The organism is Bradyrhizobium sp. I71, assembly GCF_022354745.1.
GTDB lineage: Bacteria > Pseudomonadota > Alphaproteobacteria > Rhizobiales > Xanthobacteraceae > Bradyrhizobium > Bradyrhizobium liaoningense.
This window is the reverse complement of record NZ_CP059398.1, coordinates 3,211,436-3,224,787: the sequence shown is the minus strand read 5'-3', so window position 1 is coordinate 3,224,787 and position 13,352 is coordinate 3,211,436. Positions and strand designations below refer to the sequence as shown.

General features: G+C 65.2%; 13 protein-coding genes and 1 tRNA gene. 5 read left to right on the top strand and 9 right to left on the bottom strand.

Translation table 11 applies throughout. From position 1 onward, the window contains the following. Window positions 1-145: 145 nt before the first annotated feature. The 3 genes from FJV43_RS15680 (at window position 146) to FJV43_RS15670 (ending at window position 1,642) form a co-directional block, all read left to right on the top strand. A complete protein-coding gene (locus FJV43_RS15680) occupies window positions 146-832 on the top strand; it encodes a DNA-3-methyladenine glycosylase I (protein ID WP_239628296.1) in 687 nt (228 codons plus the stop codon). A gap of 28 nt (window positions 833-860) precedes the next feature. Beyond that, window positions 861-1,154 carry a DUF1330 domain-containing protein gene (locus FJV43_RS15675; RefSeq protein ID WP_239628294.1) on the top strand — a complete coding sequence of 98 codons (294 nt, stop codon included), beginning with the start codon at window positions 861-863 and terminating at the stop codon, window positions 1,152-1,154. A gap of 194 nt (window positions 1,155-1,348) precedes the next feature. Continuing rightward, the gene (locus FJV43_RS15670; protein WP_239628292.1) at window positions 1,349-1,642 is read left to right on the top strand and encodes a hypothetical protein; all 294 of its coding nucleotides are present in this window, start codon (window positions 1,349-1,351) and stop codon (window positions 1,640-1,642) included. 117 nt (window positions 1,643-1,759) lie between these two features. On the opposite strand, the gene FJV43_RS15665 is transcribed toward FJV43_RS15670, so the two are convergent. Beyond that, the gene (locus FJV43_RS15665; RefSeq protein WP_239628290.1) at window positions 1,760-3,172 is read right to left on the bottom strand and encodes a HAMP domain-containing sensor histidine kinase; all 1,413 of its coding nucleotides are present in this window, start codon (window positions 3,170-3,172) and stop codon (window positions 1,760-1,762) included. 105 nt (window positions 3,173-3,277) lie between these two features. Beyond that, entirely contained in the window at window positions 3,278-4,378 is a 1,101-nt protein-coding gene (gene dinB, locus FJV43_RS15660) for a DNA polymerase IV (RefSeq protein WP_239628289.1), read from the bottom strand. Window positions 4,379-4,421: 43 nt separating this feature from the next. Between dinB and FJV43_RS15655 the strand changes: the two genes are divergently transcribed. Together FJV43_RS15655 and FJV43_RS15650 are read left to right on the top strand one after the other, a co-directional pair. Next, window positions 4,422-4,865, top strand: a complete 444-nt coding sequence (locus FJV43_RS15655; protein ID WP_239628287.1) for a TspO/MBR family protein — start codon at window positions 4,422-4,424, stop codon at window positions 4,863-4,865. Window positions 4,866-4,960: 95 nt separating this feature from the next. Then, window positions 4,961-5,170 (top strand): hypothetical protein, encoded by a 210-nt coding sequence (locus FJV43_RS15650; RefSeq protein WP_239628285.1) that lies wholly within the window; start codon window positions 4,961-4,963, stop codon window positions 5,168-5,170. A gap of 29 nt (window positions 5,171-5,199) precedes the next feature. Here FJV43_RS15650 and FJV43_RS15645 read toward each other — a convergent pair. The 7 genes from FJV43_RS15645 to FJV43_RS15615 all read right to left on the bottom strand — a co-directional run bounded on the left by FJV43_RS15645 (window position 5,200) and on the right by FJV43_RS15615 (window position 13,260). Next, window positions 5,200-5,276 (bottom strand) — tRNA-Arg (locus tag FJV43_RS15645). Between the two features lie 59 nt (window positions 5,277-5,335). Beyond that, window positions 5,336-6,391 (bottom strand): diguanylate cyclase, encoded by a 1,056-nt coding sequence (locus FJV43_RS15640; RefSeq protein ID WP_239628284.1) that lies wholly within the window; start codon window positions 6,389-6,391, stop codon window positions 5,336-5,338. Beyond that, window positions 6,391-9,501, bottom strand: coding sequence for an EAL domain-containing protein (locus tag FJV43_RS15635; protein ID WP_239628282.1), 3,111 nt, complete (start codon window positions 9,499-9,501; stop codon window positions 6,391-6,393). The genes FJV43_RS15640 and FJV43_RS15635 overlap by 1 nt, the downstream gene beginning before the upstream one ends. Window positions 9,502-9,675: 174 nt before the next feature. Beyond that, complete coding sequence (locus FJV43_RS15630; protein WP_239628281.1) at window positions 9,676-10,761, bottom strand: branched-chain amino acid ABC transporter permease; 1,086 nt, start codon at window positions 10,759-10,761, stop codon at window positions 9,676-9,678. After that, entirely contained in the window at window positions 10,758-11,768 is a 1,011-nt protein-coding gene (locus FJV43_RS15625; RefSeq protein WP_239628279.1) for a branched-chain amino acid ABC transporter permease, read from the bottom strand. Before FJV43_RS15625 ends, FJV43_RS15630 begins: the two co-directional genes overlap by 4 nt. Then, window positions 11,765-12,487: an ABC transporter ATP-binding protein gene (locus FJV43_RS15620; RefSeq protein WP_239628277.1), complete on the bottom strand. Its 723-nt coding sequence runs from the start codon at window positions 12,485-12,487 to the stop codon at window positions 11,765-11,767. The genes FJV43_RS15625 and FJV43_RS15620 overlap by 4 nt, the downstream gene beginning before the upstream one ends. Beyond that, the gene (locus FJV43_RS15615; protein ID WP_239628275.1) at window positions 12,484-13,260 is read right to left on the bottom strand and encodes an ABC transporter ATP-binding protein; all 777 of its coding nucleotides are present in this window, start codon (window positions 13,258-13,260) and stop codon (window positions 12,484-12,486) included. The genes FJV43_RS15620 and FJV43_RS15615 overlap by 4 nt, the downstream gene beginning before the upstream one ends. Window positions 13,261-13,352: the final 92 nt, after the last annotated feature.

Genomic DNA, 13,352 nt, shown 5'->3' with positions numbered 1-13,352 from the left:
CGGCGAGAGCTCGATAATGTCTGGGAATTCCAGGCGTCATGAAGCAAGAAGCGGACCAGCAGGGCCGCCCCTGCGCGTCATCGTCGCGGGGCTGGACCGGTTGATCGAATTCTGGTGTCGTGGGCACCGTAACGCGGATGCCCGTATGACCCCCTTCAAGACCATTCGCGCGCGGGCCGAGAAGCGCAAGGGCGGGCCCAAGGCGCTGGAGAAACTGATGCCGGCCAAGCCGGACCTCGAGCGGCTGGCCGGGCTCGGCGATGACCGGATCCTCGCCGAGATGACCAGGCGGGTGTTCTGCGCCGGCTTCGCCTGGAGCGTGATCGATTCGAAATGGGACGGCTTTGAAGACGCCTTCCTGCATTTCCAGCCCGCCAAGCTCACGTTCCAGCCCGAGGACTATTGGGAGGGCCTGCTGCGCGACGCGCGCATCGTCCGCAACGGCGCCAAGATCATGTCGGTGCGCGACAACGCCGCCTTCGTGCAGGAGATCGCGAAGCAGCACGGCAGCTTCGGCAGGTTTCTGGCGAAGTGGCCGTCGTCCGACGAGATCGGCCTGCTCGATCTGCTCAACAAGCGCGGCAGCCGGTTAGGGGGCAACACCGGCCAGATGCTGCTGCGCTTCGTCGGCTGGGACGGTTTCGTGACGTCCAAGGACGTGGTGGTCTGCCTCCGCGATGCAGGTCTCGACATCGCCGAAGAGGTCAAGTCCAAGGGCGATCTCGCCAAGGTGCAGGCGCAGTTCAATGCCTGGGCCGAGGAGACCGGCCTGCCCTACACTTATCTGTCACGCATCTGCGCACTGTCGGTCGGCGAGAACCGCGGCGAGTAGCAATTCGCCCCAAACGTCAGGAGAAGCGATGGCCAAAGCCTACTGGGTTGCAACCTACCGAGCGATCAGGAATCCCGATGCCATGGCGGCCTACGCCAAGCTGTCGCGTCCGGCGATCGAAGCGGCCGGCGGCCGTGTGCTCGCACGCGGGATGCCGGCTGCGGCTTTCGAGCTCGGCCAGATGGAACGCGTCGTTCTCATCGAGTTCGACAGTGTGGAGCGCGCCAGGGCGGCGTATGCGAGCCCGGCCTATCAGGCCGCCCACGATCTGCTTGGCGACGGCGCCGACCGCGACATCCGGATCGTCGAAGCCGCCGACTAAAGCGGACAGATCGTGTGCATCCTGTGGCGAACTCGTGCCGCGAGCGCGGCAGATGCCGCGCGCGATCACGAAATACATTTTGCGGGAACATTTGTCCGCAGCGCCTGTTCGGGACTTTGAGCCAGGCGGACAAGGGCAGGGAACGCATGCTCCCGCCTGGGTCAATGAAACCGCAGACAAAAACGGAGCAGCTCATGAAGCTCACATCCGAACAGGTGAAGCAGACCGTCAACCAACTCGGCGCTCAGGTGCTGCCCGACGAACATCCCGCGATGCCGCAGCTCAACAGCATGTTTGGCGAGCACACCTTCTTCGTCGACGAGACGGGCCTCAAGGTCCTCGAGCCCACGCCGTCTCCCGGCGCCGATCGCCAGAGCGGCGAAGTCGTCAGTCTCGCCGATTGGGGCGATTCCGACCTGACGCGCCTGATGGCGCATGAGCCCGAACCGACCGGCGTGATCGTGGTGTTCGAGCACGTGAGGCATTGAGCGGCCCGAGCAGATCGACTTTCATCGGTGGCGGGCCTGAAAATCCGTCACCGACAGTCGCACTTGCCGGGCGCTCTGTTTTCGCCTTTCGAGGCGGCTCCAACATGGCCGCCGGAGTCATGTCTGGAGCGGAATCTCGATGGCGATCTGAGTCCCCGGACCCGTCCTGCTGTCGAGCCGAAGGCGCCCGTTCAGCGATGAGGCCACCAGATTAAAGGCGATGTGGAGCCCCAGGCCGGCATGGCCGCTCTCACGACGGGTCGTGACGAACGGATCGAAGATCTGCGCCTTTAGCTCTTCGGGAATTCCGACGCCCTCATCAGCGCAGACGAGGCGGACGGATGTCGGGTCCGGCTGGCTGACCGTGATGACGAACCGGCCGCCTCTCTTGTCCGGATAGGCATGGCCCGCGCTATTGAGAGCGAGATTGCTGATCACCTGAGCAAGCGCTCCGGGATAGCTGTTGAGCTTGATCCCCGCCGGGCATCGGACCTCGACCGTCAGGCCATGATGCGACAGCAAGGGCCCGAGCTTGGACATCAACTCCGACAGCCAGTCCTTGAGCTCGAAGGTCCGCCGGTCCTCGTCGGCCTGATGGACGGCGACCTGCCTGAAGCTGTGCACCATCTCGGATGCGCGGTGCAGATTGTCGAAGGTCAGATCGAGCCCCTGCTTGAGCCTGTCGATGCCCTTGGTCAGGTCGGAACGCCGGACCGAGGCTCCGCCCAATGCATCTGCCATCGTCTGCAGATCGGTCTGCATGGCGGTCGAGGTCGTCAGGGCGAGGCCGAGCGGGGTGCTGACCTCGTGCGCGACGCCAGCCACCAATTGGCCGAGCGAGGCGAGCTTTTCCGCCTGCACGAGCTGCTCCTGGGTTGCGCGCAGATCGCGCAGCGATTTTTCCGAGCGTTCCTTTTCCCGTTGCAGCGCCTCCGACGTCCGGAATTGTCTTCGCGCCCGGTACTCGCGCGCAGCCACGGCGTAGAGCGACAATGCGTAGGCGTTGCCGACGAGAGAATGATTGATGAAGCTCAGCCCGGTCGGCATCGTCGTCGCGAACGACTCGGCGACCAGCAGCGCCACCCATGAGAGCAGACAGAAAATCGCCAGCGAGCCGATCCGCAACGGCAGCATGGTCGAGACGAACAGGATGATCATCATCATGCCCGGCGCGGCAAAGGTGAAGCCCGACGGCAGCACGTGATAAATGCTGGGCAGGATGCAGCCGGGAATGACGCAATAGACGAGGAAGATCGTCTCTGCCCACGGCTTCATCCATCGTCGCGACAGCAGCGCTGTCAGCGGCAGCAGGATAAAGACGGCCGTGCCGCCGCGGATTGCGAGCGTGATCGGAACCACTTCGGGGTACAGCACCCAATCCCAGAGCGTGTAGCCGGCATAGGTGGCGGCGCCGAGCAGCATTGCGATCTGCGTCCATCCGAGGCTGCCCCGGACATATTGGTCGACAAATCGCCGCTCCTCGATGCGGTCTTCGAAGCGCAGTCCGAGGCGTATCAATAAGGCAAGCATTCCAACATCAATCGCGAAAAGACCTGTTTGACGTCTCTACGACAGGTTTTGCGGCGCGTCGCCGAAAAAGATGTCGCGTTCGCCGAAGCGGCCCTCCGGCCGGATTCAGATCCCGAGCGTCAACTGCGGCTCCGAATCGCCGCCGACCTGGAGCGAGGACAGCGACACCCCGAGCAGCCTGACGCGCTTGGGCAGCGGCATCTCGGCTTCGAGCAGGCCGCAGGCCAGCCGCTCCAGTTCGTCCCGTCCCGCAACGGCCGCAGCGACGGACCTGCTGCGCGTGATGATCTCGAAGTCGGCGAACTTGATCTTCAGGGTGACGGTGCGGCCACGATTGCCGGTCGCCTCGCAATGGCGCCAGACCTTGTCGACGAGAGGCCTGAGTTCGGCGGCCAGCGCATCGAATGCGTCGAGGTCGATCGAGAACGTGTTCTCCGCGCCGATCGACTTGCGGATCCGGTTGGCCCGCACCGGCCGCTCGTCGACGCCGCGTGAGATCCAATAGTAATAGGCGCCGGACTTGCCGAAATTCGCGTTCATGAACTCAAGCGCCTGGTTGCGGATATCGCGGCCGGTGAACAGGCCGAGCGCGTTCATCTTCGCAGCTGTCGCCGGGCCGATGCCGTGGAACTTGCCGACCGGCAGCGTCTCCACGAAAGCGGGCCCCATCTCCGGCGAGATCACGAACTGGCCGTTGGGCTTGCGATGGTCCGAGGCGAGCTTGGCCAGAAACTTGTTGTAGGAGATGCCGGCCGAAGCGTTGAGGCCCGTCTCGGCCTTGATCTTCTCGCGGATCTTCAGCGCGATATCCCGCGCCAGCGGGATGCCTTGCAGGTTCTCCGTCACGTCGAGATAGGCTTCATCCAGCGACAACGGCTCGACGATGGCCGTGTGCTCGGCGAAGATCTCGCGGATCTGCCTCGAGATCGCCTTGTAGACCTCGAAGCGCGGCTTGACGAAGATCAGCTCGGGACATTGCCGCTTTGCCGTCACCGATGGCATGGCGGAGCGAACGCCGAACTTGCGGGCCTCGTAACTGGCAGCCGCGACGACGCCGCGCTCCGCGGAGCCTCCGACCGCGACCGGCTTTCCGCGCAGCTGCGGATTGTCGCGTTGCTCCACCGACGCATAGAAGGCATCCATGTCGATATGGATGATCTTGCGCACCGGCGAGGCTGCGCCGGTCACCGTGTCGGATTCGCTCATGGAAAGATGATACAATCGGGCCAGGGGAAGCGCGAGGTGAGGGATGTTTCAGTTGTTGGCTTTCGTCGTCGCCGTGGTCGGCACCGGCTGGCTGATCGGCGCGACCAATCTCCCCGGAGACTGGTATGCGGGCCTGGCCAAGCCGGATTTCGTGCCGCCGAACTGGGCGTTTCCGGTGGCCTGGACCATCCTTTACGTCATGATCGCCGTTGCGGGCTGGCGGACCTTTCGTCGTGCTCCGTCGGGAAAGGCGATGCTGGCCTGGGCCGCGCAACTCGCGCTCAATTTCGCCTGGTCGCCGGTCATGTTCACGATGCACCAGATCGGCGCCGCGCTCGTCATCCTCGTCTGCCTGTTCGCCGCGATCGTGACCTACATCGGCCTCGAGATGTCACGAGACAGACTGGCGGCCGCATTGTTCGTGCCTTATGCGGCCTGGATCGCGTTTGCCGGCGTGCTCAATGCGGCGATCTGGCGTTTGAATTGAGACGATGCTTCTCAATCAATCTCAAACAGCAGTCCCGGGCTTGTGAGTGGCAGGCATGAGCCCGCGCTCTAATATGAGCCCGCGGAGGACATCCAATGCAATACAGCTCCGAGCTCATTCAGACGATGCGTCAGGCCCTGGAAACCGTGATGGCGAGCGTGCCGGCCCATCAATCCGTGTTCGGCCTGAAGGCGGCCGTCGCCGAATGCATCCTGAAGGCCGCCGCACACGGCCAAACGTCCTATGACGGACTGGTGACGTCCGCCTCCGATCAGGTCCAAGCGATCGTCGCGATGCTGACGTGAGGTCCGGCCGGAAAAACGGCTGGCAGCGCTGGCGCACCCGACACGATTCGAACGTGTGACCTTTGCCTTCGGAGGGCAACGCTCTATCCAGCTGAGCTACGGGTGCAGTGGGATTTCATTTAGCCGATTGGCGAGGGGCGGGCAACCGCTTCTCGCCGCATGCGCTCAAGCCGATTTGCGCCGGACAGGAGCCGGAACCGTCGCCGCTTCCCGGCCGAGGGCGGCGAATTCGGCCAGCACCCGTTCGGCGCACATGACGCGGTTGCGGCCGAGGCGTTTGGCCACATAGAGCGCCTCGTCGGCCGCGCCCAGCAGCCGGTCGGGGCCGCCGTCGGCACCGCCGGGGATGCGGCTGGCGACACCGACGCTGAGAGTGACGTGGTCGCCGGCGCCCGCGGCGCCGTGGGCGATCTGCAAGGCCGTGACCGCGCAGCGGATCTCCTCGGCCACTTTGCAGGCGGTGTCGCAATCCATGTCCGGCAGGATCAGCGCGAACTCCTCGCCGCCATAGCGGCCGGCGAGGTCGAGCGGGCGCACCGCGTGCCGGCTGACGACGGCGGCAACCGCGCGCAGGCACTCGTCGCCGCTCTGGTGGCCGTGGCGGTCGTTGAACAGCTTGAAATGGTCGACATCGACGAACAGCAGCGCCAGCGGCTTCTGCGTGCGCTGGGCGCGCGCCCATTCGTCCGACAGCATCTGGTCGAAGGAGCGGCGGTTCGCCAGCCCGGTCAGCCCGTCCTTGGTGGCGAGCTCCTTCAGCGCCATCTCGGCGCGCTTCTGGTCGGTGAGGTCGCGCAGCGTCTCCACCACCGCGATCAGCCGGCCGGCCTCGTCGTGGATCGGGCCGGCGTCGATGGCGAGATAGAGCTGGCTGCCGAGCTTCGGCATCACGCACCAGTTCTCCGCGGAAAAGCCGAGCCCGTTATGGCCGCGCGCGGCATATTCCGAATAGTATTCCGGCAGCTGCTCCGGCCGGTCGAGCGCGACGAGGTCGGCAAGGCAAGGGCGCCTGGTCTCGTAAAAGGCCTGCCAGTGCTTGCCGGTGCCAATCACCTCGGAAGCGGCGACGCCGGTCAATCGCTCGCAGGCCCTGTTCCAGATCACCACACGGCGCTTGGGGTCGATCACGAAGGTGGGCACCACCAGGTGCTGCATCAGCCGCACGGCGTAGGAATCCGCAACGTCGACGGCTGTGGCCGGAAGTGTCCTCGACTTCCCCATCAGGCCACCGCAGCCACGGGCGCGGAGTCGCCGGGGCCGAACAGCTTTCGCACCTCGCTGGCCGGCTTCGGGGCGCTGAACAGATAGCCCTGCATCTGGGTGCAGCCGAGCGCGCGCAGCATGTCGCGCTGTGCCTCGGTCTCGACGCCTTCGGCGACCGTGGTCATGCTGCTGGCGGCCGCAATGTTCACCACCGCCTGCACGATCACGGGCGAGCCGCTCGCCTCTGCGATGTCGACGACGAAGCAGCGGTCGATCTTGATCTTGTCGAACGGGAAGCGCTTCAGATAGCTCAGCGAGGAGTAGCCGGTGCCGAAATCGTCGAGTGCGATGCGCACGCCGATCGAGCGGAGCTGATGCAGGATCGAGAGCGCCGCCTCGTCGTCGCGGATCAGCACGGCCTCGGTGATCTCGAGCTCGAGCCGACGCGGGTTCAGGCCGGAGGCGGCGAGCGCGCCCGCAATCCGCAGCGCCAGCGTGTCGCATTTGAGCTGCACCGGCGAGACGTTGACCGCGACACGCACATGCGCCGGCCAGGTCGCGGCCTCGTTGCAGGCCATCCGCAATACCCAGTCGCCGATCTCGTTGATCATGCCGGTGTCCTCGGCGACCGGGATGAACTCCGCAGGCGACACCATTCCGCGCTCGGGATGCCGCCAGCGCAGCAGCGCCTCGCAGCCGGAGACTTCGTTGGTGCGCAGGTCGACCAGCGGCTGATAGTGAATCTCGAAGCCGCCATTCACGAGGGCCTGCCGCAAATCCAGCTCCATGCTCAGGCGTGCCTTGGCGCTCGCATCCATCTCCGGCTCGAAGAAGCGGTGGGTGCGGCGTCCATTGGCCTTGGCGCCGTACATCGCAAGGTCTGCGTTCTTGATCAGCTGATCGAGATCGGCGCCGTCCTGCGGTGCCAGCGCAATCCCGATGCTGGCATCGGTGGAGAGCTGATGGCCGAGACAATGATAGGGCTGCCGGATCGCCTGGTAGATCCGCGCCAGGAAGGACAGCACGTCGGCGGAGGATCCGATCCCGGTCTGGATCACCGCGAACTCGTCGCCGCCGAGCCGCGCGATCAAATCGCCCGGCCTGAGGCAGCCGCGGAGACGGTCCGCGATCGCCTTCAACAGCTCGTCGCCGACGTGGTGGCCGAGCGAGTCGTTGATGCCCTTGAATTCGTCGACGTCGATGTAGAGCAGCGCGAACTGCTTGCCGTTGGCGACCTTCGCCAGCTCGCATTCGATCTGCTCGCGGAACAGGGTTCGGTTCGGCAGGTCGGTCAGCGCATCGTAATGCGCCAGATGCGCGATCTGCTCGTCGGCGCGGCGGCGCTCGGTGACGTCCTCGATGACATGGATGAGATAGCGCGGTTCGCCGGCTTCATCGCGAATACCGATCCGGCTCGACGTGATGTAGCGCGGCCCGGTGCCCGGCATTTGCCAGGCGTGCTCGTCCTTGAACAATCCCCTGGCCGATTCCAGCGCGCTGCTGTCGTCTTGGGTGATGCGAGCGGCGAGCGCCTCGGGGAAGATGTCGAACGCCGTCTTGCCCACGACATCCTGACGAGACTTGCCGAACAGCTGTTCGGCGACACCGTTGAGCAGCAGATATTGCCGCGTGCGCGCATCCTTCACGGTGATCTGCGAGGGGATATGGTCGATGATCTCGCGCAGGAAGGTGTAGTTGCGGTCGCGCTCCTGTTCCAGGTTGCGGCGATCGGTGATGTCTTCGATCGTGGCGACCCATCCGCCCTGTGCGAGCGGCGTGTTGATGACCTGAAAGGCGCGGCCGTTGGCCAACTGATGAATTCTCGTCGAGACCGTGCCTTCGGCGACGATCCTCATCACGTCGGCGCAGAATGTCTCCACATTGCCGTCGAACGCGTTGCGCTCCTTGCGATGATACATCGCCTCGCGGATGTGGCAGCCCGGCTTGATGACGTCGTGGGAGAGGCCGAACATGTCGGCGTAGCGGCGGTTGCAGGTGACGATGGTGCCGCTCGCGTCGTACAGGATCAGCCCTTGCGACATGTTGTTGAGGGCGGTGTCGAGCTGAAGCCGCTTCGCTTCGATCCGCTCCTGCGCCTCACGGTTCTGCCGGTTGATCTGGCGGATGATCAGATACAGGATCAGCGCGATGACGGCGGCTGAAAGCGCGGCGGTCGTGACCATGAAGCCGGTCTGCTGCCGCCAGTCCGCAAGGGCCGCCGCCGTGGTGTTGGTGCCGACGATGACCAGCGGGAAATGCGTCAGCGACGCCGCCGAGCCGAGCCGCTCCTCGTCGTCGATGAGGCCCCTGACGCGGAGAGTCTGCTGGCCGCCATTGGTGAGCACCTTCCGCATCAGTGGCGCATCCCTGAAGTCGCGCCCGATCAGCTCTTCGACATGCGGATGGCGTGCCAGCATCTTGCCTTGGCGGTCGAACAGCGAGATGGCCGTGCCCTCAGCGAGTGCGACAGACGCGAAATACTGCCGGTAGCTGTCCGGGTCGATCCGGCGCACCATCGCGCCGAGGAAGGTGCCGTCGGCGCCGGTCAACCGGCGTGCGACGATCGTGGTCCATTTGTTGATGATGAAGCTGCGGACGGATTCCAGCAGCACCGTTTCGGACTGCGGATTCGTCTTGAACGTCTGAAAGTAGGCCCGGGACGAAACATTGATCTTGGGCAGCGGGTGGGCCCGCGACCAGTTGATCAGCTCGCCGTCGGCATCATAGATCGCGATATCGCCCAGATGGGACACGGAGCTGATCTTGCTGCGCAGCATCTGGTTCGTGGCGGGACCGGACATGCGCTCGCGGAACATTGCCGGGGAGCTGATGTCGGCCAGGTTCATCTGCCCGATCAGATCGGCGGCGACGACATCGGAATCGTCGAATTGCTGATCGAAATGCCGCGCGATCAGCTGCACCGTATTTTCCAGCTCGCGTTCGCGGTTGGTGAGGGTCCGCTCGCGGAATTCGCCGACGGCCATGGCCGTGACGGCGAAGATTCCGGCGACCAGCAGCACGCCGCAGAGCGTCAACCATAGGACGGGACTACGTCGCGCCAATCCCTCCCAGCCGTTCCTTGCGGCTAGAGACATTCCGGCTGCCACGTTGGAAAAGACCTGGCGCATTCCCCCTCCTCGTGGGAACAGGATTACACCACACAAATGGCGCAAACCTTAGGAAAGCCAGTTACCTAAGCATTAATCCGGTTGCGTGATTGCGTCCGTATGTGCTGCTGCGGGAATCGCGTGCCGGTTGTGCGGTGCGCGTAGCAAACGCCGCGCTGCATCATTACTAACGGCTTAATGCGAGCTGCCGGCGCTCTTGTCGCCGCCGGCCTTGCGCAGCCGCCCGACCACGCCGGTCGGGAAGAAGTAGACGCTGGCGATGAACAGCAGCCCGAGCCACAGCAGCCAGCGATCGGGATGCAGCAGCCCCGGCAGCAGCGGCAGGCCGGCTTCGCCCGCCGCGTTGGAGGCAACGCCCATCAGCGATTGCAGATAGTTCTGGGCGAGGATGAAGATGGTGGCGCCAATGAGCGCGCCGTAGATCGTGCCCATGCCGCCGATCACGACCATCAGCAGGATGTCCAGCATGATCGAGAAGCTCAGCGAGGTATCGGGGCCGGCATAGCGCAGCCACAGCGCGTTCAGGATGCCGGCGCTGGCGGCAACCAGCGCCGCTAGGCAGTTGGCGTAGGTCAGGTGGAACACGGTGCGGAAGCCGAGTGCCTCGGCGCGAAACCGGTTCTCGCGGATCGCCTGCAGCACGCGGCCGAACGGCGAGTTCACGACGCGCAGCAAGGCGAGGATCATCAGCGCCGAAACGGCGAACACCAGATAGAAGGTCAGGATCCGGCCGTTGATCTCGAAGCCGAACAGGCTCTTGGAGATCAGCACGGTGCCGGGGCGCAGCAGCTCCGGCAGCTGGAAGCTGCGTCCGTCCTCGCCCCCTGTGAGCCAGGACAGCTGCGAGGCCAGCACCTGGAAGGCGGACGCCACGGCCAGCGTGATCATGGCGAAGAAGATCGCCGCGACGCGCAGCGAGAAGAGCCCGATGGCCAGCGCGAGCAGAGCTGCGAGCGGCAGGCCGGTGACGATCCCGGTTGCGACCGCGGCCCAGTTCGGGCCCATCCCGTACAGCGCGATCGCGATGGCGTAGCTGCCGATGCCGTAGAACATGGTGTGGGCGAACGAGACCGAGCCGGTATAGCCGAGCAGGAGGTCGTAGGAGGCGACCAGCGCGGCGAAGACGCAGATCTTGGCCGCGACGTTCAGCGCCTTGGCCCCCGGAAACAGGAACGGCGTCGCCGCCAGCGCCAGGATGATGACGACGAGAAGGAGCGTGAGCACGCGGCTCTTCGGCGGATCGCCTGAGAGGATCATCATCGGCTGGTCACCGCATAGAGGCCGCGCGGCCGCCACATCAGAATGGCGACCATCAGCAGGATGTTGGACACGAGGGCGAGCTTTGGCACCAGGAAGCCGCCGTAATTGGCGACCATGGCGACCAGGATCGCGCCGATGAAGCAGCCGCCGATCGACCCCAGGCCGCCGATGATGACCACGATGAAAATCAGCACCGTGAGGTCGTCGCTCATGGAGGCGTGCACCTGTTCGCGATAGAGCGCCCACATCACGCCGCCGAGGCCGGCCAGCGCCGATCCCGTCATGAACACGCCGAGGAACAGGCGGCGGATGCGATAGCCGAGCGCCTCCACCATCTCGCGGTTCTCGACCCCGGCGCGGATCAGAAGGCCGACCTTGCTGCGGTTGAGCACGAGCTGGATCGCGATGAAGATGGCGAGGCCGATCAGCATCGCCAGCACGCGGTACTTGGCGATCGCGACGTCGCCGAGGATGAACGAGCCGCGCAGCGACGTCGGAAGCGGCATCGGGATGATCTGCGGCCCCCACAGCGCATAGAGCGTCTGCTCGGCGACGATCAGGCCGCCGGTCGTCATCAGGATCTGCTTCAGATGCTGGCCGTAGACGGGCAGGATCAGCACGCGCTCGACCACCAGGCCGAGCGCGCCGGAGACCGCCATCGACAACAGCGCGGCCGGCGCCAGCACCGCGAGGTTCATCCAGAGCGAATCCGCCTGGATGGACGCCGCGAACGGCGCCAGCACCAGGGTGGCGACATAGGCGCCGACGGCGATGAAGGCGCCGTGGCCGAAATTGAGTACGTCCATCAGGCCGAACACCAGCGTCAGCCCGGAGGCCATGATGAAGATCATCATGCCCATGGCGAGGCTCGCGGCGGTCAAGGTCAGCCAGGAGGAGGTCGAGCCGATCAGCGGGATCATCAGAAGGGCGAGCGCGACCGGCAGCAGGATCGGTGCGAGATCGCGCTTCGGCTTCGGCAGCGGATCGGTTGCGGCAATGTCACTCACTGATGCGCCTCCAGACTCAGGCCGAGCAGCCGCTCCTGCAGCGACACGTCGGCGGCGAGCGCCGCCATCTCGCCGCGATGGACGATGGTGCCGTTGTCCATGACCAGCACGTTGTCGCCGAGCTCGCGGGCGGCGAAGAAATTCTGTTCGACCAGCAGGATGGTGGCGCCCTTGCGCTTGATCTCCTTCAGGCACTCGATCAGCGCCATCACGATGGCGGGCGCGAGCCCCTTGGTCGGCTCGTCGACCAGCAGCAGCTTGCGCGGCTCGATGATGGCGCGCGCGATCGACAGCATCTGCTTCTGCCCGCCCGAGAGGCTTCCCGCGCGCGACAGCCAGAAGCGGCGCAGCGCCGGAAAGAAGCCGAAGATCCAGTCGAGCTGGGTGTCGTCGAGCGGCCCGTCGCGGGCCGCGAGCACGAGGTTCTCCTTCACCGTGAGATCGGAGAACACCGCCATGCTCTCCGGCACGTAACCGACGCCGCGCCGCGCGATGTCGGGCGTGGCAAGGCTCTCGATGCGCTCGCCGTCGAGGGTGATCTCGCCCTTCGAGGCCTGCCACAGGCCCATGATGGTGCGCAGCGTCGTGGTCTTGCCGGCGCCGTTGCGGCCGAGCAGCATCGTGACCTGTCCTTGCGGGACTGCGAGATCGATGCCCTGGAGGATGTGATAGCGGCCGATGTGAGTGTGCACGCCGGAGAGCTTCAGGAGATCGGTCATGCTGCACTCTCTGCAGCGTTCTTGGGGGCGACGCCGAGATAGGCTTCCTGCACGATCGGCGAGGCGATCACTTCCGCGGGCGGGCCGTCGGCGACGAGCTGGCCGTTATGCAGCACGATGATGCGGTCGGCGAGCGAACGCACCACGTCCATCTTGTGCTCGACGAGAAGGATGATCTTGCTCCTGTCCTGCTTGAGCTGCGCGATCAGGTTGAGGACGACGGGCACTTCGTCGATGCTCATGCCGGCGGTCGGCTCGTCGAACATGAACACCTTCGGCTCCAGCGCGATCATCAGCGCGACTTCGAGCTTGCGCTGGTCGCCATGGGACAGCGCGGTCGCGGCGACGCCGCGGCGGCTGCCGAGCGCGACCTGGTCGAGGATGGCGTCGGCGCGCGCGATCAAATCGCGGCGCACCATCCAGGGCCGCAGCATGTCGTAATGGGTGCCGCTCGCGGCCTGCACTGCGAGGCGGACGTTCTCTTCCACCGACAGGTTCGGGAACAGATTGGTGAGCTGGAAGGCGCGGCCGAGGCCCGCGCGGGTGCGCATCGGCGCGGACTGCCCCGTGATGTCGGTGCCGTCGAACAGGATGCTGCCGTGTGAAGCGCGGAGCTGGCCCGAGATCAGGTTGAAATAGGTGGTCTTGCCGGCGCCGTTCGGCCCGACGATGGCGGTGAGCTCGCCCGGGCGAAACGTACAGGAGACGTTGTTGACCGCGACATGGCCGCCGAAGCGAATGGTGAGGTCGCGGGTTTCGAGGGTGAGCGGCATTGGGTATCTGGCAATCGATGAAACGAGATGTATCCGCGGCTACGCTGTGCCCCCTCCCCCGCTTGCGGGGGAGGGCCGGGGAGAGGGTGTTT